Origin of the sequence: Cryptosporangium phraense, assembly GCF_006912135.1 — a bacterium.
In the GTDB taxonomy this organism is placed as follows: domain Bacteria; phylum Actinomycetota; class Actinomycetes; order Mycobacteriales; family Cryptosporangiaceae; genus Cryptosporangium; species Cryptosporangium phraense.
On the sequence record NZ_VIRS01000026.1, the window covers coordinates 34,336 to 57,104 of the forward strand.

The following is a 22,769-nucleotide window of genomic DNA, read 5'->3' on the forward strand; positions in this document are numbered from 1 at the left end:
ATATTGTGGATAACTTGCTGAGACTGTGGGCGAGTGGGCGCTGTGCCTGTGGAAAACTCCGATGACTCCTCGTCAGTGGCGGGTGCCGATCACGGTGCCGGCCGCCAAGTGGGCCGTCGCCGCCGTTCTGCTGGTGGCGACGGTGACGATCGCCCGCGATCTGACCGGCGCGGTCGTCGGCCTGCTGGTGGCGGCCGGGCTCGGCCTGTCCGGCGTCCGTGACGTCGTGGTTCCGGTCCGTCTCCAGGCGGACGCCGACGGCCTGAGCGTCTTCGTCGGGCCAGTCGGTCGGCAGCGGTCGTACCCGTGGAGCGCGATCGAGCGCATCCGGGTGGACGAGCGGCGTCGATTCCTGGGGCGATCGACGCTGCTCGAGATCGACGTCGAGAGCGAGCTGTACTTCCTCGGGCGCTACGAGCTCGGCGCGACTCCGGCCGAGGTGCTCGAGGACCTAGAGAATGCCGAACGCAGCCGTTCGCAGAGCGATCAGGACCGTTAGGGCCACCCCGACGCCGACGAGCCCGATCAGCTGCAGCCGGGCCCGGTTCGGACCGGCCGGCAGGTAGGCCATCAGGGCCCCGACGGCCGCGCCGACGACGAAGCCGCCGATGTGCCCCCAGATGCTGATGTTGGCGACGACGAAGCTCAGGCTGAAGTTCAGGATGATCAGGAACACCAGCCCGCGCGGGTCGGCACGGAGCCGGCGCAGGAAGAAGAACATCGCGCCGAGCAGGCCGAAGATCGACGCCGACGCACCGGCCGAAGCCTCGTTCAGCGGCGAGAACAGGTAGACGGCCACCGAGCCGCCGACGCCGGCGAACAGGTACAGCGCGAGGAACCGCCCGCGGCCGAGCAGCCGCTCGCATTCCCGGCCGAGAATCCACAGGGCGTACATGTTGAAGGCCAGGTGGATCAGGCCGTAGTGCAGGAAGTCGGCGGTGAACAGGCGCCAGAACTCGCCCGCGGCGATGCCGCCGGTGGCACCCCCGAAGTACGAGTACGCGGGGACGGCCGCGCCCCAGTCGGTGACGCCGGTGACGCCGCCGAAGATCACGAACCGGCCGAGCTCCCGGACCGAGACCTCGCTGGTGAGCACCGCGGCGACGACCGTGAGCAGCCAGGCCGCGATGTTGATGCCGATCAGCGCGCGGGTGACCGTGCCCTGCTCGCCGGACAGGTTGCCGCCGAAGACCGTGCGGGCCGGGATCGTCGTCCGGCGTCCCTCGCGGACGCACTCCGGGCACTGGAAGCCGACCGAGGCCGGGTTCATGCAGTCGGGGCAGATCGGCCGGTCACAGCGGACGCACGTGACGTACGTGCCGCGGTCGGGGTGCCGGTAACACACCGGCGTGGCGGTGGTCTGCGGACTTTCCTCGGTCACTGCCCATCCTCTGCTTGCTGGTCTAAAACAAACGGCGCGCCCGGGAAACGAGTTCCCGGGCGCGTCGGAGTGCTCGAGTCAGCGCTGCTCGATCGTGACGCTCTCGATCACCGCGTCCTGCACCGGCCGGTCCTGACGACCGGTCGGCGTCTTGGCGATCGCGTCGACGACCTTCTTGCTCTCGGCGTCGACCACCTCGCCGAAGATCGTGTGACGGCGGTTCAGGTGCGGCGTCGGGCCCACCGTGATGAAGAACTGCGAGCCGTTCGTGCCCGGCCCGGCGTTCGCCATCGCGAGCAGGTACGGGCGGTCGAACACCAGCTCGGGGTGGAACTCGTCCTTGAACTGGTAGCCCGGGCCACCGGTGCCGGTGCCGAGCGGGTCACCGCCCTGGATCATGAACCCGTCGATGACCCGGTGGAAGATCGTGCCGTCGTAGAGCTTCCGCGGGCCACTCTCACCGGTGCGGGGGTGAGTCCAGTCCTTGCTGCCTTCAGCCAGGCCCACGAAGTTGCGCACGGTCTCCGGCGCGTGGTTCGGGAACAACTTGATCGTGATCGGCCCGAAATTCGTGTGCAGAGTGGCGTAAAGATCGTCGGCCACGGGGTAGTTCCTCTCTATCGTGTAGGCCCCATCCTGCCACGGTGGTACGAGCTTGGACCTCCGTGCAGGATGGGTACATCGAGACCCACACAGAGGGGGCAAGATGGTGTTCCGTCGCAAGAAGGCCTCGACGCTTGATCAAGCGTCGGCCAAGGCCAAGGAGATCGGCGCAGAGGTCGGGGCGGGGGTAGAGCACCTTCGTAACGCCGCTGTGGCGACCGCCGGGGCGGCACGGGACGCGGTCAAGCCGGCGGTCGGCAGCGCACGTGACGCGCTGGGGCCGAAGGTCGACGCCGCGCGAGTGGCCGTCGCCCCGCGGGTGGAGGCAGCACGGGTGGCCGTGGCTCCGAAGCTGGAGCAGGCCCTGGAGAGCGCTCGGGAGACCGTGGGGCCGCGGGTCGGTTCGGCCCGTGACACCGTGGTGAGCACCGCGAAGCCGAAGGTCGACCAGGTTCTGGTCGCGCTCGCACCGCTCGTCGCGGCCGCGGTCGAGGCGCAGAGCACCTCCAAGAAGCAGGTCAAGAAGTCTGCCAAGAAGTTCGAGAAGCAGACTCGCGGCCAGCGCAAGGAGGCGGCGAAGCGGGCGCGGGAGACCGCACTCGCCCTGCGCGGTCAGCGGCGTCGCCGGTGGCCGTGGATGCTGGCTGCGCTGGCGGCCGGTACGGCCGTCGGTGCCGGTGCGGCTCTGGCCGCACGTCGGAACCGTCAGCCGGAGTGGGAAGAGTACGACCTGATCGAGCCGGACAACCGGAACACGATCAAGGCGAAGGCCGACCAGGTCGCCGATCGCGTCTCCGACGCGGCCGCGGCCGCCAAGGACTCGGTGAGCACCGCGGCCGACAAGGCGGCGGACAAGGCCGACGCGGCGGCGGCAACGGTCAAGGCCAAGTCGGCTCAGGCCTCGGACGCGACCGCTTCCGCGGCTGACAACTCGACGGGCGCACACAGCCCCCGAAGCTGACTCTTCCCGACGTGCCGAGGGCCCGCGACGATTCGGTCGCGGGCCTTCGCCGAACGTCTTACAGCCAGCCTGACTTCTTGAACAACCGGTGCAGCGAGAAGCAGATGATGAAGATGACCGAGAGCACCATCGGGTAGCCGAAGCGCCAGGTCAGCTCGGGCATGTAGCGGAAGTTCATGCCGTAGATGCCGGCCACCGCGGTGGGCACGATGCCGATCGCCGCCCAGGCCGAGATCTTCCGCATGTCGTTGTTCTGCTGGATGCCGGCCTGGGCCAGGCTCGCCTGCAGGATCGAGTTCAGCAGGTCGTCGAAGCTCGCGATCTGGTCGACGACCCGGCTGTGGTGGTCGGCGACGTCCCGGATGTAGCGCCGGATCTCTTGCGGGACGTTCATCACCGCGCCGCTGACCAGGCTCTCGAGCGGGCGGGCGAGCGGCAGCACGGCCCGCTTGAGCTCCACGACCTCGCGCTTGAGCTGGTAGATGCGCGGAATGTCGACGTTCGTGCTGTTGAAGACGCTGGCTTCCAGCTCGTCGATGTCGTCCTCGATCGCGTCGACGACCTCGACGTAGCGGTCGACGATCTGGTCGACGACCGCGTGGAAGACCGCCCACGGCCCCTGCTTGATCAGGTCGGGACGCTGTTCGAGGTTGGCCCGCACACCGCGCAGCCGGCAGGCGTCCCCGTGGCGGACGGTGATCGCGAACCGCTCGCCGAGGAACAGCATCACGTCGCCGGTCTCCACCACCTCGCTGCTGGCGGTCAGCTCGCCGCTGCGGATGTACCGGGCGGTCTTGATGACGACGAACGTGACGTCGGCGTACCGCTCCAGCTTCGGCCGGGCGAACGCGACGATCGTGTCTTCGACCGCCAGTTCGTGCAGGCCGAACGTCTTCGCGACGTCGGCGAACTCCTCGGCGGTGGCGTCGTGCATGCCGAGCCAGACGAACGCGTTGTCGTTGCGCTTGGTCGCCTCGAGAGCCGCGACGTAATCCATCCGGCCGGGCCGGCGGGCGCCGTCGATGTAGAGGCCGCAGTCGACGATCGCCGAGCCGGGCGTGCGAGCCGGGTGGGAGTCGGCGGCGGTGGTGGGGCCGCCGAGCGGTCGCGGCAGCACCTTCCCGAGAGTTCGGACCGGCGCGGCCAACGCTCGCGCCATCGGGCCCGATCGGATTTCACTGTTGACCATGCCGTCACCTCCCGGTGGAGAGCTACCTGCGGTTGTCCAACTGCCCCAGGATAGGCCGCTGTGACTCGGTACACGGCGTCTACCCGTTGGGTTACTGGATCGATCCAGTACGCTGGTAAGCGTACGAACACACCACAGACAACCCCGAAGGGGAGAGCTTGATGCCCGTCCTGTTGGCTCCGAGCCGACTCACGGTCGACATGTTTCGCACGCTGCTTCGTCGCCTCGACGAATGGACGCTGCGGGCGTTCAACGCCTGACGTAGTTCGGGCCGGTCAGACGAATTACGTCTGACCGGCCCCTTCGTTCAGGCGTCCGGATCGTCGGTGGCGGCCACCGACTTCGGTGCGTTCGCGCGCAGCGGCCGCAGCCACGACCAGAGCCCGAAGAGTGCCCCCAGCACGAACATGCCGATGCCGGTCCACAGATTGATCCGGATGCCGTCGGCCTTCTGCACCTCGCTGTCGGAATCGAAGATTCCGAGCACGATCAGGACGACGCCGTACAGCAGGAACAGGCCGGCGATGAGCCAGCGCAGATCGAACAGGCCGCGGGACGCGGACTGGGCGTGGACTTCCTCGTCGGTTTCGGACATCACGGGCTCCTAACTCAGAGGAAGATGATCGACAGGACGGCCGTGATGCCGAGGGCGGAGAAGCCCAGCACCTTCGGCGACTCCCACCAGCGGCGGACGTTCTGCGCGTCGGCGGCATCCGGGTTGTCGGGGTCGGGAACGCCCCAGACCAGACCCTTGACCTCGTCGATCGGCTTCGGCTTGGTCACCATCGTGACGATGACCGTCACCAGGACGTCGATGACGAACGCGGCGATAGCGCCCCAGAAGTTCCGGCTCTGCACCGACTCGAGGTGCACGACCGCGGGCAGCCCGAGCTTCTCGTTCAGGCTGAGGTAGGCCAGGACGGCTGCGGCAGTGCCGGAGACCAGGCCGGCGAACCCGGCCCACGGGGTCATGCGCTTCCAGAACACGCCGACGATGAACGTCGCGAACAGCGGGGCGTTGAAGAACGAGAACAGCGCCTGGACGTAGTTCATGATGTTCTCGAAGCCGGCCGCGATGAACGCGGTGCCGATCCCGATCAGGATGCCGACCACCGTGACGATCCGGCCGACCTGCAGGTAGTACCGGTCCGGACGGTCCTTGGCGACGTACGGCCGCCACAGGTCGTAGGTGAACACCGTGTTGAACGAGCTGACGTTCGCCGCCATACCGGCCATGAACGCGGCCAGCAGACCGGTCAGCGCGATGCCCAGCACGCCGTTGGGCAGGAACTTGGCCATGAGCTCGGGGATCGCGTCGTTGTAGGTCGGGCCGCCGTCCTGGCCCAGCTTCGGGATCAGGACGAGCGCGACGAGACCCGGGATGATCGTCAGCGCCGGGATGAAAATCTTCGGGAACGCGCCGATCAGCGGGGTGCGCTGGGCGGCGGAGAGGTCCTTGGCGCTCAGCGCTCGCTGGACCTCGGCGAAGTTCGTCGTCCAGTAGCCGAAGCTCAACACGAAGCCGAGGCCGAAGACGATGCCGATCCAGTCGCCGAGCGGGTTCGTGGTGTTGCCGACGGCCGTGCCGCCCCACTGGCTGAACGCCGCCGCGCCGAGGTCGGTGTTGTCGGTGACCTTGTCCTTCAGGCCGTCCCAGCCGCCGACCGCCGACAGGCCGACGATCACCAGCGGGATCAGGCCGGCCAGGATGACGAAGAACTGGAGCACCTCGGTGTAGATCGCGCCGGACAGGCCGCCGAGCGTGATGTAGATCAGCACGAAGCCGGCCGAGATGAAGATCGCCACCCAGAGCGGCCAGCCGAGCAGGCTCTGGATGATCAGGCCGAGCGCGTAGAGGTTGACGCCCGCGGTGAGCACCGAGGCGACCGCGAACGTCAGCGCGTTGAACGCGTGCGTCGGGTTGTTGAACCGGCGCCGCAGGTACTCGGGGACGCTGTGCACGCGCGTCGAGTAGTAGAACGGCATCAGCACCAGGCCGAGGAAGATCATCGCCGGCACGGCGCCGATCCAGTAGAAGTGGACCGTCGAGATGCCGTACTCGGCGCCGTTGGCGGCCATGCCGAGGATCTCCAGCGCACCGAGGTTGGCGGCGACGAACGCGAGCCCGGTCACCCAGGCGGGCAGCGCCCGGCCGGAGAGGAAGAAGTCCTCACTCGTGGCCACCGCCCGCCGGGCGAGCAAACCGATCGCGATGACGATGGCGAAGTAGATCCCGAGAATCGTGTAGTCGATGCCGTTGACATCCAGCGTGGCTGCCAAGTCGGTCGTCATACGACCCCACCCCTTTCCGCTGGAGTCGGCCGAAGGGGCTGAAGTGGGTGCGGCGGCGCGGCCCAGCGGAGGCCTTGTACCCCGTGGTAGGGCTGTCGAATCGTGTGGTCAGGCGATGTCGAGAGTGGTCTTCGTCAGGGGCGAGAGCGCGTTGAGGACGAGATTCGTCAGCAGGGCTTTCGGGCTCTGCAGGCCGTCTTGAGGCGAGTTCATCAGGCCGAAGATCGCGTGGGTGGCGGCGCGGGCTTCCTCGGGTGACCAGTCCGGGCGCACCTGGACGAGGACCTGCACCCATTCGTCGGCGTACTGGCGCTGCAGCTTCCGGACCGACTTCTTGGCGTCCGGAGGTAGCCGGTCGATCTCGTGCAGGTAGAGGCGCAGGAGGGACGGGCTGCCCAGCGCGAACTCGACGTGGAAGTCGACCAGCGAACGCAGGGCGGACTCCGCGTCGGGCGCCTTGGCGACGCGGCGGCGCCCTTCGTCACGCAGGTGCTTGCAGACCGGGGTGAACGCGGCGGCCAGCATGGCCTCTTTGCCGGCGAAGTGGTGGTACAGAGCCGGGCCGGTGACGCCGGCCGCGGCCCCCACGTCGTCCATCGAGACGCCGTGGTAGCCGCGGCGGGCGAACAGGTCGACCGCGATCGTCAGGATCTCGTCCCGGCGGGTGGAGGGAGCGTCTAGGAACATGCGCCGGTCGTACCGGCGTCGGCCGGCGGGTTCGCGGCCAGGTAGGCGTCCATCGTGTCGTCGCGCAGGGCCGCGTAGAGCTGCTCGCCCTTGACCGGGTCGAGCTCGACCGAGCTGCCGGCCGGCGTCTGCAGGTCGTCGGTAGTGAACGGGAGCGTCGTGCACCGCAGGTTGTTCGGCCGCAGCTTCTTGAGGCCGAGGGCCAGGTCGGGCAGATCGACGCTCTGGTCGACGGTGACCGACTCGGCGACCGTGCTCACCAGCTTGTCGAGCTTCAACGGGTCGGTGAGGATGCCCTTGGTCGTCATCTTTTTCGCGACCGCGAGGATGACCCGCTGCTGGTTCTGCATCCGGCCGAAGTCACCGCCGGGCACGGTCTTGCGCTGACGCATGAAGTCTTGAGCGCCGTCGGCGGTGAGGTAGTTGCACCCCTTCTTCCACTTCCGCGTGGTGTGGATCGAGTGCATCGAGAACGGGATGCAGACCGTGACGCCACCGACGATGCCGACGAGCTTCCGCACGCTGTTGAAGTCGAGCAGGAACGCACCGTTGAAATCGACGCCGGTGAGCTGCTGGACGGTCTTGGCGGTCAGGGCCGCGCCGCCGTGCACGAAAGCCGCGTTGATCTTGTCTTTGCCGCCCAGCCACTTGCCGTCGCCGGACGCGGGAATGTCGACGTAGCTGTCACGCGGTACCGAGACGATGTACGTCTTGCTCAGCGTCTTGTCGATGTGGGCGATCATGATCGTGTCCGACCGCAGACCGTCGGTCTTGGCGAAACTCGGATCGGTGACCCGGTTGTCGGAACCGAGGATCAGGAAGTTCAGCGGCCCCTCGGTGTACGAGGACTGCTTCTCCGAGAGGTTGCCGAGGATGTCGGCCCGCTTGACCTTGCTGTTGTACCGGTTCGTCAGGCCGTAGGCCGCGGTCAGCGTGCCGCTGGCCAGCACGACCAGGACCGCGCCGAAGATGATGCACGCCTTCGCCCAGGGCGGTGCTTTCGGCGTGCGTCGCGCCGTGGTGGAGCGGATTGGGGCCGGACCCGGTGCATCCGGCGGGGCCTCCTTCAGGCCGACTGCCATTCCGCTCCTCAGCGTCAGTCGTCGCCGCCCGGGCGGGACGAGAAACAGCCAGAAGTGTGTGGGCGCCGCACCACGACGAGCGGGCACTTAGTTCCGGCGATTCAGGGTCTGAGCGGCAGGTATACCGCGACCAGATGGGACGGAGCATAGCCAAGGAGGGGAAGAATTCGGCTAGCGATCGGGGAGTCTGTGGATGGATCCGTCCGAAGAGATGAGTAGGTGATCACGCTTCGCAGTTGCTGGTGACCATCGGTAACCGACTTCGGGCATTAGTGCACGTCGGCGTGGAAAGGTGCCGTAGTCGGGACCGATTTACGGGTCAGGAAAAGGGCATTTTCCGTTATTGCGGGGATAGGAATCGCTCGACTCATTAAATGCCCACATAAACGACGGAAGGCCAAGCGCGGTGCGCCTGGCCTTCGTTCGTGTCGTGCGGGGCTCATCACCCGCCTGCTGTGGAGACGAGGGGAATCGAACCCCTAACCCCCGCCTTGCAAAGGCGGTGCTCTGCCAATTGAGCTACGTCCCCGAACTCGCCGGCGGCCTCGCAGCTGGCGAGCTACCTCAGATGGATTCTCAGCGGTGGTCGGGCGCCGTCGTGGCCTCGTGCCACAACTCACGCTCGTCGCTGGCTTCCTTGAACTTCTTCGCAGCCACAACGGCGATGCCTGCGAGAACCGCAAGCACGAGCGCCTTCTTCAACATGGAGAGTGCCCCTTTCCGATGTGCTGCGTTTTGGCTGCTGGGGTGGGGCTAGCTGGAATCGAACCAGCGACCTCATCGTTATCAGCGATGCGCTCTAACCGACTGAGCTATAGCCCCGGACGCGAGACTGAACGTTACCCTACCGATCTGCCTCGCCCCAAACCGCATCCCTACTGGTTGCGCTCCGCGAGCGTCAGCTCGATGCCTCCGACGAGGTCGGCGCACACGTTGTAGATGAACGCACCGAGCGTGGCCAGCGCCGTGAAGAGGACCATGTTCACGGCCCCGAGCAGCGCGGACCCGCCGATGATCATCTTCGCGGTGATCGCCAGGTCGACGCCCTGGCTACCGTCCTGGCCCGCGGTGACCGTGCTGATCGTCTCGTTGAGGCTGTCCCACACGCCGAGCGCACCGAGCACCATGTACAGGATCGACGTGGCCACGATCGACGCGATGAAGAGCACCAGCGACACCGCGAACGAGAACTTCATCACCGACCACGGGTCGACCTTCTTCAGCTGCAGCCGGGCCCGGCGCGGACCGCGGCTGGCGGCCGCGGACACGGTCTGACGCGCGGAGCGCACGGCCTCGCCGACCTGGACCCGCGGCGGAGCAGCCCCACTCACCTGGGTGGGCTGGCCGGGCTGACCCAGCTGGCCGGGCTGGCCGGGAGCTCCGCCGGAGACCGGAGCGGTGCCGGCGGGCACCCCGACGTGCGCCGAGGCGGCGGGCGGGCCGCTGACCGCATGCGCGCTACCGACCGAGTGGGCGCTGCCGACCGAGTGGGCGGCCTGGGGGTTGACCGAGGTGGCGGCCGAGCGACCCGGGTCGCGATCGAACGACGGCATCGCGGACGTGGCCGCCGCGGGCGGCGCGGACGTGGGCGGCTTGACCGACGCCGTGCTGCGCGCCGAGACCGAAGAGACCCCGGACGCTCCGGACGTCCCGGACGTCGGCGCGGACGACACCGGGGTGCCTCCGCTGACCGGCTTGCCGTAGGTCGTGCCGGTCGCTTTCTGGGCCGCGTTCTGAGCGCCGTTCTGGGCGCCGTTCGGCGAACCAGGGGTCGACGGCGCGGCGGAGCCGGCCGGGGTGCTCTTGGCGGCCGGCGGCTTGGCTTTCGCCGTCACCGTCGTGGGGGCGGCCGCGGGCTTCGGGGTGGTCTTGGCCGGCCCGGCTCCGCTGGGCTGGGAGGCCTGGGGGCGGTTGCCTGCGCCGTTCGCGCCGCTGGCTGGGCTCGGAGTCGGGCTCGGGGTCGGCTTCGGCGTGGCCGAGGCGTCCGGCTTGGCCGGCTGCTTGGGCGCAGCCGGCTTCGTCGACGTCGGGGCGGGGGCGGCGGGCGTCGTGGCGGCGCCGCTCCGGCTGGTGTCCCGGGGCGGCGTGCCCGAGCTTCCGACGGTGGCTCTCCCCACGGTGGCTTTACCCACCGCAGCGGACGCCCGGGCGGAGGCGCTCGAATTCTGAGCGCCAGGCCCGTCCGTGTTCTCGGAGTCAGTCATCAGCCGTCCTGTCCGTCAGGTTCGTCCTCGTTGCGCGCGATCGCCACCAGTGTCACCCCGGCCGGGAGCTCCATGAGCTTGACCCCCATCGTGTTCCGGTCACGAGTTCGGCGAACCTGCCGCACCGGTGTCCGGATCACGCCGCCGTTGGACGTGATGGCGAAGAGCTCATCATCGGTGGTCACCGCAAGTGCCGCGATGAGCCGTCCCCGCTTGGACACGATCCTGGCAGTGACGACCCCCTTACCACCACGACCTTGGACCGGATACTCCTCGATCGGCGTCCGCTTGGCGAAGCCGCCCTCGGTCGCGACCAGCACGTCCATGCCCTCGCGGGCCACGTGCATCGAGAGCAATTCGTCCTCGCCGCTGAATCGCATGCCGATGACGCCCGAGGTCGCGCGCCCCATCGGGCGCAGCGTCTCGTCGTCGGCCTTGAAGCAGATGGCCTGGGCCTGCTTGCTGATCAGCAGCAGGTTGTCGTCCTCGTTGATCAGCTCGGCGCCGACCAGCTCGTCGCCGTCGCGCAGGTTGATCGCGATGACGCCGCCCTGCCGGTTCGAGTCGAACTCGGTGAGCTTGGTCTTCTTCACCAGGCCGTTGCGGGTCGCCAGCACCAGGTGCGGGGCGTCCTCGTAGGTCCGGATCTCGATGACCTCGGCGATCTGCTCGTCGGGCTGGAACGCGAGCAGGTTCGCGACGTGCTGGCCGCGGGCCGTCCGGGTCGCCTCGGGCAGCTCGTACGCCTTCACCCGGTAGACCCGGCCCTTGTTCGTGAAGAACAGGATCCAGTCGTGCGTCGAGCAGACGAAGAAGTGCGCGACGATGTCGTCCTGCTTGAGCGCGGCGCCCTGCACGCCCTTGCCGCCGCGGCGCTGCGACCGGTACAGGTCGACCTTCGTGCGCTTGGCGTAGCCGGTGCGGGTGATCGTGACGACCACCGGCTCCTCGGCGATGAGGTCTTCCATCGAGACGTCGCCGTCGAACGGCAGGATCGTCGTCCGCCGGTCGTCGCCGTACTTCTCGACGATCGCCGCGAGCTCCTCGCCGATGATCTGGCGCTGGCGCTCGTCGCTGGCGAGGATCGCCTCGAGTTCGGCGATGTCCTCCATGATCTGGTTGTACTCGTCGATGATCTTCTGGCGCTCGAGAGCGGCCAGGCGGCGCAGCTGCATGTCGAGGATCGCGGTGGCCTGCAGCTCGTCGATCTCGAGCAGCTGCATCAGGCCGGTGCGGGCGATCTCGACCGTCTCCGACGCCCGGATCAGCGCGATTACCTCGTCCAGCGCGTCCAGCGCCTTGAGGTAACCACGCAGGATGTGGGCCCGCTCCTCCTTCTTGCGGAGGCGGTAGCGGGTACGCCGGACGATGACCTCGACCTGGTGCGCGACGTAATACCGCAGCATCTGGGCGATGTTCAGCGTCCGCGGGACGCCGTCGACGATCGCCAGCATGTTGACGCCGAACGAGTCCTGGAGCTGGGTGTGCTTGTACAGGTTGTTCAGCACGACCTTGGCGACCGCGTCCCGCTTGAGGACGAGCACCAGGCGCTGACCGGTGCGGCCGGAGGACTCGTCGCGGATGTCGGCGATGCCGGCGAGCTTGCCCTCCTTGACCAGCTCGGCGATGCGCTCGGCCAGGTTGTCGGGGTTCACCTGGTAGGGCAGCTCGGTGACGACCAGCATCTGGCGGCCGCGGCGGTCTTCCTCGACCTCGACGACCGAGCGCATGCGGACCGAGCCGCGGCCGGTGCGGTAGGCGTCGTTGATGCCCTCGGAGCCGACGATCAACGCCCCGGTCGGGAAGTCCGGACCCTTGATCCGGGACATCGCCGCGACGATCGTCTCTTCCTCGGACGCCTCGGGGTTGTCGAGGCACCACTGGACGCCGGACGCGACCTCGCGCAGGTTGTGCGGCGGGATGTTCGTCGCCATCCCGACCGCGATACCGGCCGAGCCGTTGACCAGCAGGTTCGGGAACCGCGAGGGCAGGATCGCGGGCTCGGTGGCCCGGCCGTCGTAGTTCGGGACCATGTCGACGGTGTCTTCGTCGATGTCCCGGACCATCTCCATGGCCAGCGGGTCGAGCCGGCACTCGGTGTACCGCATGGCCGCGGCCGGGTCGTTGCCCGGCGAGCCGAAGTTGCCGTTGCCGTCGATCAGCGGATAGCGCAGCGACCAGGGCTGCGCCATCCGGACGAGCGTGTCGTAGATCGAGGAGTCACCGTGGGGGTGGTACTGCCCCATGACGTCGCCGACGACCCGGGAGCACTTCACGTACCCCCGGTCGGGCCGGTAGCCGCCGTCGTACATGCCGTACAGGACCTTGCGGTGCACGGGCTTCAGGCCGTCCCGCACGTCCGGCAGCGCGCGGCCGACGATGACGCTCATCGCGTAGTCGAGGTAGCTGCGCTGCATCTCCACTTCGAGCCCGACGGGCTCGACGCGGTCGCCGGATGGTGGCGGGGTCGTCGTCTCGGTCACGAACTGCCTTCCGGTGTGGATATCGCTCCCGCGGAGGGGATTTTTGTACGATATGCCGTTTTAAGATGTGGATAAGGCTGTGATCAGTGTGGACAACTCCTGGACGGCGCTGTGGTGCCGGTAACCAGCGTTTCCACGCGGCAAACGTTTAGATGTCCAAGAAGCGGACATCCTTCGCGTTCTGCTGGATGAACGAGCGCCGGGCTTCGACGTCCTCACCCATCAGCACGCTGAACAGCTCGTCGGCCACGGCCGCGTCGTCGAGCGTGACCTGCAGCAACGTCCGCGTGGCGGGGTTCATCGTGGTTTCCCACAGCTCGGGGTAGTTCATCTCGCCGAGACCCTTGAACCGCTGGATGTCGTCGGGCTTCGCCTTGGGGTTCTTCTCCTGGCGGAGGCGGATCAGACCGTCGCGCTCGCGGTCGGAGAACGCGTACTGGGCGTCGTCGCCCTTCTTGTTCCACTTGATCTTGTACAGCGGCGGCTGCGCCAGGTAGACGTGGCCGAGCTCGACCAGCGGCTTCATGAAGCGGAACAGCAGCGTCAGCAGCAGCGTGCGGATGTGCTGGCCGTCGACGTCGGCGTCGGCCATCAGCACGATCTTGTGGTAGCGCAGCTTCTCGATGTCGAACTCGTCGTGGATGCCGGTGCCCAGCGCGGTGATCAGCGACTGGACCTCGTTGTTCTTGAGCACCCGGTCGATGCGGGCCTTCTCGACGTTGAGGATCTTGCCGCGGATCGGGAGGATCGCCTGGAACTTCGGGTCCCGCCCCTGCTTGGCCGAGCCGCCGGCCGAGTCACCCTCGACGATGTAGAGCTCGCACTCGCGCGGGTCGGACGACTGGCAGTCGGACAGCTTGCCCGGCATCGCGTTCGAGTCGAGCGCGCTCTTCCGCCGGGCCAGCTTGCGGGCCTGCTGAGCCGCGATGCGGGCCCGGGAGGCCGCGGACGCCTTGGTGATGATCGAGCGGGCCTCGCTGGGGTTGCGCTCGAACCAGTCGTTGAGCCACTCGTTGCAGATCTTCTGGACGAACGACTTCACCTCGGTGTTGCCGAGCTTGGTCTTCGTCTGGCCCTCGAACTGCGGATCGGCGATCTTGACGCTGATGATCGCGGCCAGGCCCTCGCGGATGTCGTCGCCGGTGAGGTTGTCGTCGTTGCCGCGGAGAAGCTTCTTCTCCTTGGCGTACCGGTTGACGATGCTGGTCAGCGACGTGCGGAAACCCTCGTCGTGGGTGCCGCCCTCGTGCGTGTTGATCGTGTTCGCGAACGAGTGGATCGACTCGCGGTAGCTCTCGTTCCACTGCATCGCGACCTCGACGGCGAGGCCCTGGCTCTCGCCGGCGAACTCGATGACGCTCTTGTGGATCGGCGTGTTCTTCTCGTTGAGGAACCGCACGTAGTCGGCGATGCCGCCCTTGTACTGGTACGTGTACTCGCGGGGCTTGTCGCCGCGGTCTTCGTCGGGGTTCCGCTCGTCGCGCAGGATCAGCGTCAGGCCCCGGTTGAGGAACGCCATCTCCTGCATGCGACGGCGGATCGTCTCGAGGTTGTAGACCGTGGTCTCGAAGATCGTCGGGTCGGCCCAGAACGTGATCGAGGTGCCGTGCTCGCTGGTGGCACCGCGCTTCTCGAGCTTCGCGGCCGGCTGCGTGTTCTCGTACGGCTGGTACCAGACGAAGCCCTCGGTCTTGATCTCGACCTCGAGCTTGTGCGACAGCGCGTTCACGACCGAGACCCCGACGCCGTGCAGACCACCGGAGACCGCGTAGGACTTGCCGTCGAACTTGCCGCCCGCGTGGAGGACGGTCAGGACGACCTCGACGGCCGGGCGCTTCTCGACCGGGTGCATGCCCACCGGGATGCCACGGCCGTTGTCGACGACGCGAACTCCGCCGTCGTCGAGCAGCGTCACCTGGACGGTGTCGCAGTAGCCGGCCAGTGCCTCGTCGACCGCGTTGTCCACGACCTCCCACACCATGTGGTGGAGACCGCGCTCACCGGTGGAACCGATGTACATACCTGGACGCTTGCGGACCGCTTCGAGACCTTCGAGAACAGTGATGGAGCTGGCGTCGTAGCCGGACTTCTTCTTTTCTGACACGGACTGGCCTCGGCTGCTCTCTCCACCGGCGGTCCGGCGGCGTCGGGCGCGGCATGGCAAGCGTGACGCGCGCGGGGTACCAGCCCAGTCTAGCCGTCTCGTCCGACAGGAAGTCGCAGCGGCGCGGCCTGTGGGCGAGCTGACGCGATCGACCCCCGTCCGCGTGGGTACCTACTGGGGCTGCGTACCGACTTCGTACGACCGATTTCCCGGCGCGAAGTGTGCGGCTGTGGTAGTCGGATAACGACCGTACCGTGGCCGGGCCAGCGGGCCCGAATCGTGCGGCTCCGGGGGCATTTCCCGGGTCGGATACGCAGGCCGGGCGGGGTTTCCGGTCTCCGGGGGCGGCTCGGACGCCGGCGGCGCGGAGTCGGTGGTGGACTCGCCGGGCTGGTAGGGCTCGCCGGCCGGGGCTTCGCCGGTCGTCGCTCCGGACAGGCCGGTCGCCAGCCGGGACGCGAACGTCCGCAGCAGGGTGGCGGTCTCGGTGAGCGGACCGACGGCCTTCTTGGCGCCTTCGGCGGCGGCCGCAAGGTTGGCCCCCACCTCCGCCGGCACCACCGGCTTCGGACCGACCACCTGCTCCCCGTCGGCGGTCTGCGTCACCGGCGCGTCGAAGTCGAGGCTCTGCACGGTGGACGCGGCTTCGCGGAGTTGCTGCGCCGCTTGCACCACCGGCGCGCGGTGCTGGTTGACCTGGTCGGCGAGCGACCGGAGCTCACTCGCGAGCGACTCCAACTTAGAGGCCATCGATTTGCCTCCAGCGACCATCGGTACCGGTACGCGTGCTCTGCGTATCCATACTTCCACTGCTCGCGCGGTCGGACGGATGAATCAAACGGAGCTCGCGAATTCACGTCCCCTGGTGACCGCGGACCGCATCGAGTCGATCGAGCGTTGCAGCTCGGTGAGGTTCGCCAGCAGCTGCTCGAGCACTCTGCGGTCGTCCTGGGTCGCCGAGCCGCCGATCGCGGCTTCGACCTGCGCCACCGCCTGCTGAACCTTGTTCTTCAGCGTCGAGAGGCTCGCGGTCTGCCGGTCGACGCGGTTGAGCCGGTCGAGGAGCAGCTGCTTCGAGACGGCCGAGGTAGCCATGGCCGATCACTTTAGCGGTACCGCGAGCGTCCGAGTTCGACGGTGAAGCGCACGGGAACGCTGTGCCGATTGAGAATGCTGATGCAGAGGCGATCCACATTGATCTATGTAGATCGGGTTGTATCCACATATCCACAACCGGCCTGTGGATAACTTCGTGCAGGCTGATCTATGTTGATCAACATGGATGGGCGAATGTACAGGCGCCGGTAACTGGCGCTAGCCGCGTGACCTGTGACGATGGGGGTATGGCGGCTGACGTGCAGATCATCGGCGCCGGGATCGCAGGGCTCGCGTGTGCGCGCGCCCTGGCGAGCGCCGGCCACCAGGTAGTCGTTCGGGAACGTGCGGACTCGATCGGGGGCCGGCTGGCCACCCGTGAGCTCGGCGGCCGGCCGGTGGACCTCGGTGCGTCGTATCTGACGTGCCGGGACCAGGCGTTCCGCACGGTGGTCGACGACTGGGTGCGGCGTGGCCTCGCCCACCCGTGGACCAGCGCGTTCACCGTCCACAACGAGCTCGGGTTCAGCACGAGCGAGGACGGGCCGGTGCGCTACGGCACCAGCCGGGGGCTGGCCGCGCTGGTCGAGGATCTAGCGACCGGCATCCCGGTGCGGCTCGGCGACCCCGTTGCCGAGGTCGGCCCCGGCCCGGTGGTCGACGGCGTCGAGGTGGACGGCGTCGTGCTGGCGATGCCCGACCCGGAGGCGCTCGCCCTGCTCGACCCGGCCTGCGAGGCCGAGCGGGCGGCGGTGAATTCGGCCTGGTCACCGGTGATCGCGGTCGCGTCCGCATGGCCTCGTCGCACGTGGGACGTCGAGGGCGTGTTCGTGCACGGCGACCCGGTACTCGACTGGATCGCCGACGACGGCAGGCGCCGGGCCGACTCGGCGCCGGTCCTGGTCGCCCACAGCACCGCCGAGTTCGCCGCCGAGCACCTGGACGAGGTCGCGAAGGACGCCGAGGAGGTCGTCAACCGGATGGTCGACGCCGTCCGGACGATCCTCGACATCGACGAGGTTCCGAGCTGGACATTCGCCCAGGCCTGGCCGCACGCCCGGCCGCTGGCCCCGCGGGCGACGCCGTTCTTCCTGGGCGACGGAGGCATCTCGATGTGCGGTGACGCATGGGGGTCGCCGCGCGTCGAGAACGCCTGGCTCTCCGGGCACAAACTCGGCCTGGAGCTGGCCCGCCGCCTCTCCTGAGCACCTCTCGACCTGGGTCGATCGATATTGATCCACATATCCACAAGACACCTGTGGATACCGTCAGCCCGCAGAGACGTCGCATCGATACATTGATCAATGTGGCCGAGCGCGGGCGAGACGGGGAGGTGAGGGATGACCGACGGGGTCCCCTTGCTCTCTACCGCTGAGGCCGCCGCCCGGCTCGGTGTCAAGCCCGCGACGCTGTACGCCTACGTCAGCCGGGGGCTGATCTCGCGGGTCCGGGGCGCCGACGGGCGGGCGAGCTTCTTCGATCCGGCCGAGCTCGACCAGATGGCGCAGCAGCCGCGCAGCCCGGTCGCGGTCGCCGGTACCGGGGTGCTGATCCCGTCGGCGGTCAGCGAGATCCGCGAGCAGCGGCTCTGGTACCGCGGCCTGGACGCGTGCGAGATGGCCCGGACCGAGTCGTTCGAGGCGGTCGCCGGGTGGTTGTGGACCGAGGGCCGGCCGGCCCTGTCGTTCACCGGGCCGGCCGAGTTCGTCGACGCGGCCCGGGCCGCGGCCACCGCGCTACCGCCGCGGGTTCGCCTGCTCGACCGGATCCGGGCCGTCGTGGCCGCGGTCGGCGCGATCGACCCGCTCCGGGCCGACCTGCGTCCCGAGGCGGTGACCGTGACCGCTGCGTCCCTGATCGCCGCGATCGTCGACGGCCTGCCGCCCGCTCCGGACGCCGGGACCGGGGGCGGAGCCGACGGTCCAGAGGCAGAGTCGGTGGCCGGGCGGCTGTGGGGGGTGTTGACCGGGATGCCGCCGCAGGCGGCTGCGGTGGGGGCGTTGAACACGGCGCTGGGGCTGCTCGCCGATCACGGGGTGACCGCATCGACGGTCGCGGCCCGGGTCGCGGCGTCGGCTCGGGCGCATCCGTACGCAGCGGTCGGGGCGGCGCTGTACACGCTCGACGGCTCGATCGAGAGCGGCACCAGCGCGCTGGTGCACCGCACGCTCGTCGAGGCCGAGAGCGACGGCAGCGTCGCGGTCGTCGCGCGCCTGCTCGACCAGTCGAACCACCTGCCGGGCTTCGATCACCCGCTCTACCCCGACGGCGACCCCCGCGGCCGCGCGCTCATCGACGTCCTCGCGGCCGAGCCTCCGCACCGTGGTCGGTGGGAGGCCGTCGAGCAGTTCCTGGCCACCGGCCGCCGCGGCCGCCCGCTCGACCCGACCCTCGACTTCGGCGTCGCCGCGCTCACGTTCACCGCCGGGATGCCGTCCGACGCCGGCCTGGCGATCCTCGCGGTGGCGCGCTGCGCGGGATGGATCGCGCACACGCTCGAGGAGTACGCCGAGGAGCCCGACCGGTTCCGCCCGCCGCCGGACGGCTCGCGCCGCCGAAGCCGCGGATGACGCACTTGCCGGTGGAGCCGTCGGGGGTCAGCCGTATGTGTCGCGGGGTCCGCGGCCCCGGACCGAGATCGGGCCGCGCTTCCAGCTCGGCGCGGCCGGTCCGTGCACGCGGATCTTCTTGACGACGTTCGGGCCGACCTCGGCCGAGAGCAGCCCGAGCATCTTGGTGGACAGCAGCCGGAGCTGGGTGGCCCACGCCGTCGACTCGGCCTGCAACGTCAGCTCGCCGTCCTTGAGCTGCACCGGACGCGACTTCGAGGCGATCTCCGGACCGACCAGCTTCGGCCAGTCGCCCAGCACGCGGGCCTCGGCCGTCGGCTTGTCCCAGCCCCGGTCGGCCACCATGCGGCTGACCAGCCGGCCGAGCGGCTGCGGGTCGCGCGGGTCGGGGCCGGAGCCGCTCCACCGCCGACGCTTCGGGCTCTGCCCGTCGTCGGCCGGCCGCTTCTTCGGTCCTCCGGGGCGGGTCGTGTACGTGCGTCCGGCCGCGCGAGCGGCGTCGAGGGCGGCCCGGGCGAGCTGGGCACCGCCGAGGGGCTGGGCACCGACGGGGTTGGCGCCGTTTCCCGTGAAACGGTCGGCCGCGCCGCCGCCCTGTGCGGTGTGGTTCCCGCCCACGGCATCGCGCTGCCCATCGTCGATATCGTCATCGGTCACGAGTGACCTCCCCAGCCGTGACATCGAACCGTACGCCCTGCAGGGCCGGTGGAACATCCGCGGCGACAGCCGCGGTCACCAGCACCTGGGAAGCATCGTGCACCAGGTCGGCCAGCCGGTCCCGGCGTTGGGAATCCAGCTCGGCGAACACGTCGTCGAGGATCAGCACCGGTTCGCTGCCGTCGTCGGTGAGCAGGTCGTAGCTGCCGAGGCGGAGCGCGAGCGCGTACGACCAGCCCTCGCCGTGGCTGGCGTACCCCTTGGCGGGCAGGTCGCCGAGCCAGAGCACGACGTCGTCGCGGTGCGGGCCGACCAGCGTGATGCCCCGCTCGATCTCCTGGCTCCGGGACTCGGCCAGGGCCGCGAGGATGCGCTGGGTGAGCTCGGCGACGTCGACGTTGAGCTCGGGGCGGTCGGCGACCGGCTCGGGCGTGTCGGTGGCCGCGTCGCCGTGCGTGGACGAACGGTAGGCGAGCCGGGTGCGGCCGCGTCCGGCGCTGACCGCGTCGTAGGCCTTGGCGACGTAGGGCTCCAGGGCGGCGAGCACCTCGAGACGACCGGCCAGCAGTTCGGCGCCGTGGGCGGCGAGGTGGCCGTCCCAGACCTCGAGCGTACGCAGGTCGCCGGCGCCCTTCGACGCCCGGCGCGCGGAGGCCGCGGTGCGGAGGAGCGCGTTGCGCTGCTTGAGCACCCGGTCGTAGTCGGCCCGGACCGCGGCGAAGCGCGGCGACCGGGCGACCAGCAGGTCGTCGATGAAGCGACGACGCTCGGCCGGGTCACCGCGGACCAGGGCCAGGTCTTCGGGGGCGAACAGCACGGTCCGCAGCGCGCCGAGGACGTCACGCGGCCGGGTCACCGGCGAGCGGTTGAGGCGCGCACGGTTGGCCTTGCCGGGCACGATCTCGAGCTCGACGAGCAGCTCGCGGGCGTCCCGGACGACCGCGGCCCTGATCACCGCCCGCGAAGCACCCGCCCGGACCAGCGGGGCGTCGGTCGCGACCCGGTGGCTGCCGAGGGTCGCGACGTAGCCGATGGCCTCGACCAGGTTGGTCTTGCCCTGGCCGTTGGGGCCGACGAACACGTTCGGGCCGGGCTCCAGGTCGACCGACACCGCCGCGTAGCTGCGGTAGTCGACCAGGGAGAGGTGGCGGACGTGCGTGCCACCCTGCCGGTTGGGGGTCCCGGCCCGATCCGTGTCCATCTGTCCCTTAGCTGTCGATCGTGTCGCCCGGCCCGCCGAGGTGAGCCGCAGTGGCTTCCTTGCCCACCTTGGTGGTGGCGTGCCCACCGAACTGGTTGCGGAGGGCAGCGACGGCCTTCATCGCCGGCGAGTCCTCCTGACGCGAGCTGAACCGCGCGAACAGCGACGCGGCGAGCACCGGCACCGGGACGGCGTGGTTGATCGCCTCCTCGATGGTCCAGCGGCCTTCGCCCGAGTCGTTGACGTAGCCCTTGATGTCGTCGAGGTTCGGGTCTTCCTCGAGCGCGTTCACGAGCAGGTCGAGCAGCCAGGACCGGACGACCGTGCCCTCCTGCCAGCTCTTGAGCACGCCGGGCACGTCCTGGACCACGTCGGCCGCCATGAGCAGCTCGTAGCCCTCGGCGTAGGCCTGCATCATGCCGTACTCGATGCCGTTGTGAACCATCTTCGCGAAGTGGCCGGCCCCGACCGGGCCCGCGTGCACGTAGCCGTAGTCGCCCTCGGGCTTGAGCGCGTCGAAGAACGGCTTGACCTTGGCCACGTTCTCTTCTTCGCCGCCGACCATCAGCGCGTAGCCGTTCTTCAAGCCCCAGATGCCGCCGGACACGCCCGCGTCGACGTAGCCGATGCCCTTCTCGGCCAGGTGGTCGGCGTTGATCTTGTCGTCGGTGAAGCGGGAGTTGCCACCGTCGACGACGACATCGCCGGCGGAGAGCAGGCCGCCCAGCTCCTTGACCGTCTCGCGGGTGGGGTCACCGGCCGGCACCATCACCCAGACCACCCGCGGCGACGTCGTGAACGCGTCCACGAGCTCGGTGAGGCTGCCGACGTCGGCGATCTCGTGGTTGCGGTCGTACCCGATGACGGTGTGGCCGGCTTGGCGCATGCGCTCGCGCATGTTGCCGCCCATCTTGCCGAGCCCGATGAGGCCGATCTCCATGGTGCTCCCCTGTCCCTCACTCATGTGGCGGTGCGGCCGTCGTACCCCACGCCCGGCCGACTCGGACCGGACACTTCCTGATCGATTCTTCCCCTCGACAGCGAGGGGGATGTCAACCGGGCTCGGGCTATCTGTTGACGGACCGGGGAAGGGCTCGTTACTGCGAGACCCGGACCGGCATCAACAGGTACCGGTAGGCGCTCTCGTTCACCGGCTTGGACTCGGCGTCGGCCTCCTCGCCGGTGAGCACCGCGGGCTTGAGCGGCGTGGTGCACGAGAGCACCGCGACCTCCGTACCCAGGGCGTTGAGGCCGTCGAGCAGGAACTGCGGGTTGAACGCGATCTCGATGTCGTCGCCGTCGAACACCGCGTCGGTGGACTCGGACGCGCGGGCGTCTTCGGTGCCGCCGGCCTCGACGGTGAGCATGCCGCTCGTGAACGCCAGGCGGACCGGCGTGTTGCGCTCGGCGACCAGCGACACACGCTTGACGACCTCGATCATCGTCGCCGTCGGCACCTTGGCCTGGATCGCGTGGCTGTCGGGGAACAACGAGCGGACCGGCGGGAACTGACCGTCGAGCAGCCGGGTGGTGGTGCGGCGGCCGGCCCCGGAGAAGCCGATCAGCCCCTCGCCGGTGGCGCCCTGGCTCAGCGCGAGCGTGACCTCGGTACCGGACGACATCGCGCGTGCGGTGTCGGAGAGCGTGCGGGCGGGCACGAGCGCGTTCTGGCTGACGTCGGCCGCGCCCGGACGCCAGGAGAGCTCGCGGACGGCGAGCCGGTAGCGGTCGGTGGCGAGCAGGGTCAGCCGATCGCCCTCGAGTTCGAGCCGGACGCCGGTGAGAACCGGGAGCGTGTCGTCCTTGCCCGAGGCGACGACGACCTGGGCGACCGCGGTGGCGAACTCGTCCGCGTCGACGGCACCGGCGACGGTGGGCATCTCCGGCAGCGTCGGGTAGTCCTCCACCGGCATCGTCGGCAGCGTGAACCGAGCGGTGCCGCAGACGATCTCAGCGCGCGCCTCGTCGGCGTCGAGCTCGACCGGGTGGTTCGGTAGTGCCCGGGTGATCTCGGCCAGCAGACGGCCGGACACCAGCACCCGGCCGGGCGTGTCGGTCTGCACGTCGACGCCCATCTGGCTGGAGACCTCGTAGTCGAAGCCCGAGACCGTGAGCCGATCGTTGTCGGTCTCCAGCAGGACACCGGCGAGGACCGGCACCGGCGGCCGCGCGGGCAGGCTCTTGGCCGTCCACGCGACGGCGTCGGCAAGCGACTCGCGCTCGACCCGGAACTTCATTCCTTGCCTCCATCAGTGCGGGC

At 69.1% G+C, this 22,769-nt stretch carries 22 protein-coding genes and 2 tRNA genes; 5 read left to right on the forward strand and 19 right to left on the reverse strand.

What is annotated here, in order from left to right:
• Window positions 1-61 precede the first annotated feature (61 nt).
• A complete protein-coding gene (locus FL583_RS29480) occupies window positions 62-499 on the forward strand; it encodes a PH domain-containing protein (RefSeq protein WP_142708123.1) in 438 nt (145 codons plus the stop codon).
• On the opposite strand, the gene FL583_RS29485 is transcribed toward FL583_RS29480, so the two are convergent.
• A complete protein-coding gene (locus FL583_RS29485) occupies window positions 452-1,381 on the reverse strand; it encodes a rhomboid family intramembrane serine protease (RefSeq protein ID WP_142708124.1) in 930 nt (309 codons plus the stop codon). The genes FL583_RS29480 and FL583_RS29485 overlap by 48 nt on opposite strands.
• Before the next feature lie 78 nt (window positions 1,382-1,459).
• Entirely contained in the window at window positions 1,460-1,984 is a 525-nt protein-coding gene (locus FL583_RS29490; RefSeq protein ID WP_142708125.1) for a peptidylprolyl isomerase, read from the reverse strand.
• Between the two features lie 103 nt (window positions 1,985-2,087).
• On the opposite strand from FL583_RS29490, the gene FL583_RS29495 reads away from it, so the two are divergent.
• Window positions 2,088-2,945, forward strand: a complete 858-nt coding sequence (locus tag FL583_RS29495; protein ID WP_142708126.1) for a hypothetical protein — start codon at window positions 2,088-2,090, stop codon at window positions 2,943-2,945.
• Between the two features lie 58 nt (window positions 2,946-3,003).
• On the opposite strand, the gene corA is transcribed toward FL583_RS29495, so the two are convergent.
• The 9 genes from corA to FL583_RS29535 all read right to left on the reverse strand — a co-directional run bounded on the left by corA (window position 3,004) and on the right by FL583_RS29535 (window position 10,030).
• Window positions 3,004-4,104 (reverse strand): magnesium/cobalt transporter CorA, encoded by a 1,101-nt coding sequence (gene corA / locus FL583_RS29500; RefSeq protein ID WP_205752557.1) that lies wholly within the window; start codon window positions 4,102-4,104, stop codon window positions 3,004-3,006.
• A 337-nt stretch (window positions 4,105-4,441) separates the two neighbouring features.
• The gene (locus tag FL583_RS29505; protein ID WP_142708128.1) at window positions 4,442-4,729 is read right to left on the reverse strand and encodes a hypothetical protein; all 288 of its coding nucleotides are present in this window, start codon (window positions 4,727-4,729) and stop codon (window positions 4,442-4,444) included.
• A 14-nt stretch (window positions 4,730-4,743) separates the two neighbouring features.
• Entirely contained in the window at window positions 4,744-6,426 is a 1,683-nt protein-coding gene (locus FL583_RS29510; protein WP_142708129.1) for a sodium:solute symporter family protein, read from the reverse strand.
• A gap of 108 nt (window positions 6,427-6,534) precedes the next feature.
• Window positions 6,535-7,113, reverse strand: a complete 579-nt coding sequence (locus FL583_RS29515) for a TetR/AcrR family transcriptional regulator (RefSeq protein WP_142708130.1) — start codon at window positions 7,111-7,113, stop codon at window positions 6,535-6,537.
• The gene (locus FL583_RS29520) at window positions 7,104-8,195 is read right to left on the reverse strand and encodes an LCP family protein (protein ID WP_142708131.1); all 1,092 of its coding nucleotides are present in this window, start codon (window positions 8,193-8,195) and stop codon (window positions 7,104-7,106) included. Before FL583_RS29520 ends, FL583_RS29515 begins: the two co-directional genes overlap by 10 nt.
• Before the next feature lie 456 nt (window positions 8,196-8,651).
• A tRNA-Ala gene (locus tag FL583_RS29525) sits at window positions 8,652-8,724 on the reverse strand.
• A gap of 47 nt (window positions 8,725-8,771) precedes the next feature.
• Window positions 8,772-8,900: a DLW-39 family protein gene (locus FL583_RS41975; protein WP_240746853.1), complete on the reverse strand. Its 129-nt coding sequence runs from the start codon at window positions 8,898-8,900 to the stop codon at window positions 8,772-8,774.
• A gap of 43 nt (window positions 8,901-8,943) precedes the next feature.
• Window positions 8,944-9,017, reverse strand: a tRNA-Ile gene (locus FL583_RS29530).
• A 53-nt stretch (window positions 9,018-9,070) separates the two neighbouring features.
• The gene (locus FL583_RS29535; RefSeq protein ID WP_205752558.1) at window positions 9,071-10,030 is read right to left on the reverse strand and encodes a DUF3566 domain-containing protein; all 960 of its coding nucleotides are present in this window, start codon (window positions 10,028-10,030) and stop codon (window positions 9,071-9,073) included.
• On the opposite strand from FL583_RS29535, the gene FL583_RS29540 reads away from it, so the two are divergent.
• On the forward strand, window positions 10,014-10,364 hold the full coding sequence (locus FL583_RS29540; protein WP_142708132.1) for a hypothetical protein: 351 nt from the start codon (window positions 10,014-10,016) through the stop codon (window positions 10,362-10,364). The two genes, FL583_RS29535 and FL583_RS29540, sit on opposite strands and share 17 nt — an antisense overlap.
• A 34-nt stretch (window positions 10,365-10,398) precedes the next feature.
• Here FL583_RS29540 and gyrA read toward each other — a convergent pair whose 3' ends face one another.
• From gyrA to FL583_RS29560, 4 genes are all read right to left on the reverse strand, one after another.
• Window positions 10,399-12,882 (reverse strand): DNA gyrase subunit A, encoded by a 2,484-nt coding sequence (gene gyrA, locus FL583_RS29545; RefSeq protein ID WP_142708133.1) that lies wholly within the window; start codon window positions 12,880-12,882, stop codon window positions 10,399-10,401.
• Between the two features lie 148 nt (window positions 12,883-13,030).
• Entirely contained in the window at window positions 13,031-14,986 is a 1,956-nt protein-coding gene (gene gyrB, locus FL583_RS29550; protein ID WP_142708134.1) for a DNA topoisomerase (ATP-hydrolyzing) subunit B, read from the reverse strand.
• A gap of 171 nt (window positions 14,987-15,157) precedes the next feature.
• A complete protein-coding gene (locus FL583_RS29555) occupies window positions 15,158-15,736 on the reverse strand; it encodes a hypothetical protein (protein ID WP_142708135.1) in 579 nt (192 codons plus the stop codon).
• A gap of 84 nt (window positions 15,737-15,820) precedes the next feature.
• Window positions 15,821-16,081, reverse strand: a complete 261-nt coding sequence (locus FL583_RS29560; RefSeq protein WP_142708136.1) for a hypothetical protein — start codon at window positions 16,079-16,081, stop codon at window positions 15,821-15,823.
• Between the two features lie 248 nt (window positions 16,082-16,329).
• On the opposite strand from FL583_RS29560, the gene FL583_RS29565 reads away from it, so the two are divergent.
• Both FL583_RS29565 and FL583_RS29570 read left to right on the forward strand, forming a co-directional pair.
• Window positions 16,330-17,286 carry an NAD(P)/FAD-dependent oxidoreductase gene (locus tag FL583_RS29565; protein WP_142708137.1) on the forward strand — a complete coding sequence of 319 codons (957 nt, stop codon included), beginning with the start codon at window positions 16,330-16,332 and terminating at the stop codon, window positions 17,284-17,286.
• Between the two features lie 135 nt (window positions 17,287-17,421).
• Window positions 17,422-18,651 (forward strand): citrate synthase, encoded by a 1,230-nt coding sequence (locus FL583_RS29570; protein WP_142708138.1) that lies wholly within the window; start codon window positions 17,422-17,424, stop codon window positions 18,649-18,651.
• Between the two features lie 27 nt (window positions 18,652-18,678).
• On the opposite strand, the gene FL583_RS29575 is transcribed toward FL583_RS29570, so the two are convergent.
• The 4 genes from FL583_RS29575 to dnaN form a co-directional block, all read right to left on the reverse strand.
• The gene (locus tag FL583_RS29575) at window positions 18,679-19,269 is read right to left on the reverse strand and encodes a DciA family protein (protein ID WP_420843218.1); all 591 of its coding nucleotides are present in this window, start codon (window positions 19,267-19,269) and stop codon (window positions 18,679-18,681) included.
• Between the two features lie 28 nt (window positions 19,270-19,297).
• Entirely contained in the window at window positions 19,298-20,509 is a 1,212-nt protein-coding gene (gene recF, locus FL583_RS29580; protein ID WP_142708140.1) for a DNA replication/repair protein RecF, read from the reverse strand.
• A gap of 7 nt (window positions 20,510-20,516) precedes the next feature.
• On the reverse strand, window positions 20,517-21,473 hold the full coding sequence (gene gnd, locus FL583_RS29585; RefSeq protein WP_142708141.1) for a phosphogluconate dehydrogenase (NAD(+)-dependent, decarboxylating): 957 nt from the start codon (window positions 21,471-21,473) through the stop codon (window positions 20,517-20,519).
• 133 nt (window positions 21,474-21,606) lie between these two features.
• On the reverse strand, window positions 21,607-22,746 hold the full coding sequence (dnaN, locus tag FL583_RS29590) for a DNA polymerase III subunit beta (protein ID WP_142708142.1): 1,140 nt from the start codon (window positions 22,744-22,746) through the stop codon (window positions 21,607-21,609).
• Between the last annotated feature and the right edge of the window lie 23 nt (window positions 22,747-22,769).

Bases quoted from the DNA above. Each gene is read 5' to 3' on its own strand.
- FL583_RS29480 (WP_142708123.1), top strand. From the start codon at position 62: ATGACTCCTCGTCAGTGGCGGGTGCCGATCACGGTGCCGGCCGCCAAG.
- FL583_RS29495 (WP_142708126.1), top strand. From the start codon at position 2,088: ATGGTGTTCCGTCGCAAGAAGGCCTCGACGCTTGATCAAGCGTCGGCC.
- corA (WP_205752557.1), bottom strand. From the start codon at position 4,104: ATGGCGCGAGCGTTGGCCGCGCCGGTCCGAACTCTCGGGAAGGTGCTG.
- FL583_RS29505 (WP_142708128.1), bottom strand. From the start codon at position 4,729: ATGTCCGAAACCGACGAGGAAGTCCACGCCCAGTCCGCGTCCCGCGGC.
- FL583_RS29510 (WP_142708129.1), bottom strand. From the start codon at position 6,426: ATGACGACCGACTTGGCAGCCACGCTGGATGTCAACGGCATCGACTAC.
- FL583_RS29515 (WP_142708130.1), bottom strand. From the start codon at position 7,113: ATGTTCCTAGACGCTCCCTCCACCCGCCGGGACGAGATCCTGACGATC.
- FL583_RS29520 (WP_142708131.1), bottom strand. From the start codon at position 8,195: ATGGCAGTCGGCCTGAAGGAGGCCCCGCCGGATGCACCGGGTCCGGCC.
- FL583_RS41975 (WP_240746853.1), bottom strand. From the start codon at position 8,900: ATGTTGAAGAAGGCGCTCGTGCTTGCGGTTCTCGCAGGCATCGCCGTT.
- FL583_RS29555 (WP_142708135.1), bottom strand. From the start codon at position 15,736: ATGGCCTCTAAGTTGGAGTCGCTCGCGAGTGAGCTCCGGTCGCTCGCC.
- FL583_RS29560 (WP_142708136.1), bottom strand. From the start codon at position 16,081: ATGGCTACCTCGGCCGTCTCGAAGCAGCTGCTCCTCGACCGGCTCAAC.
- FL583_RS29565 (WP_142708137.1), top strand. From the start codon at position 16,330: ATGGCGGCTGACGTGCAGATCATCGGCGCCGGGATCGCAGGGCTCGCG.
- FL583_RS29570 (WP_142708138.1), top strand. From the start codon at position 17,422: ATGACCGACGGGGTCCCCTTGCTCTCTACCGCTGAGGCCGCCGCCCGG.
- recF (WP_142708140.1), bottom strand. From the start codon at position 20,509: ATGGACACGGATCGGGCCGGGACCCCCAACCGGCAGGGTGGCACGCAC.
- gnd (WP_142708141.1), bottom strand. From the start codon at position 21,473: ATGAGTGAGGGACAGGGGAGCACCATGGAGATCGGCCTCATCGGGCTC.
- dnaN (WP_142708142.1), bottom strand. From the start codon at position 22,746: ATGAAGTTCCGGGTCGAGCGCGAGTCGCTTGCCGACGCCGTCGCGTGG.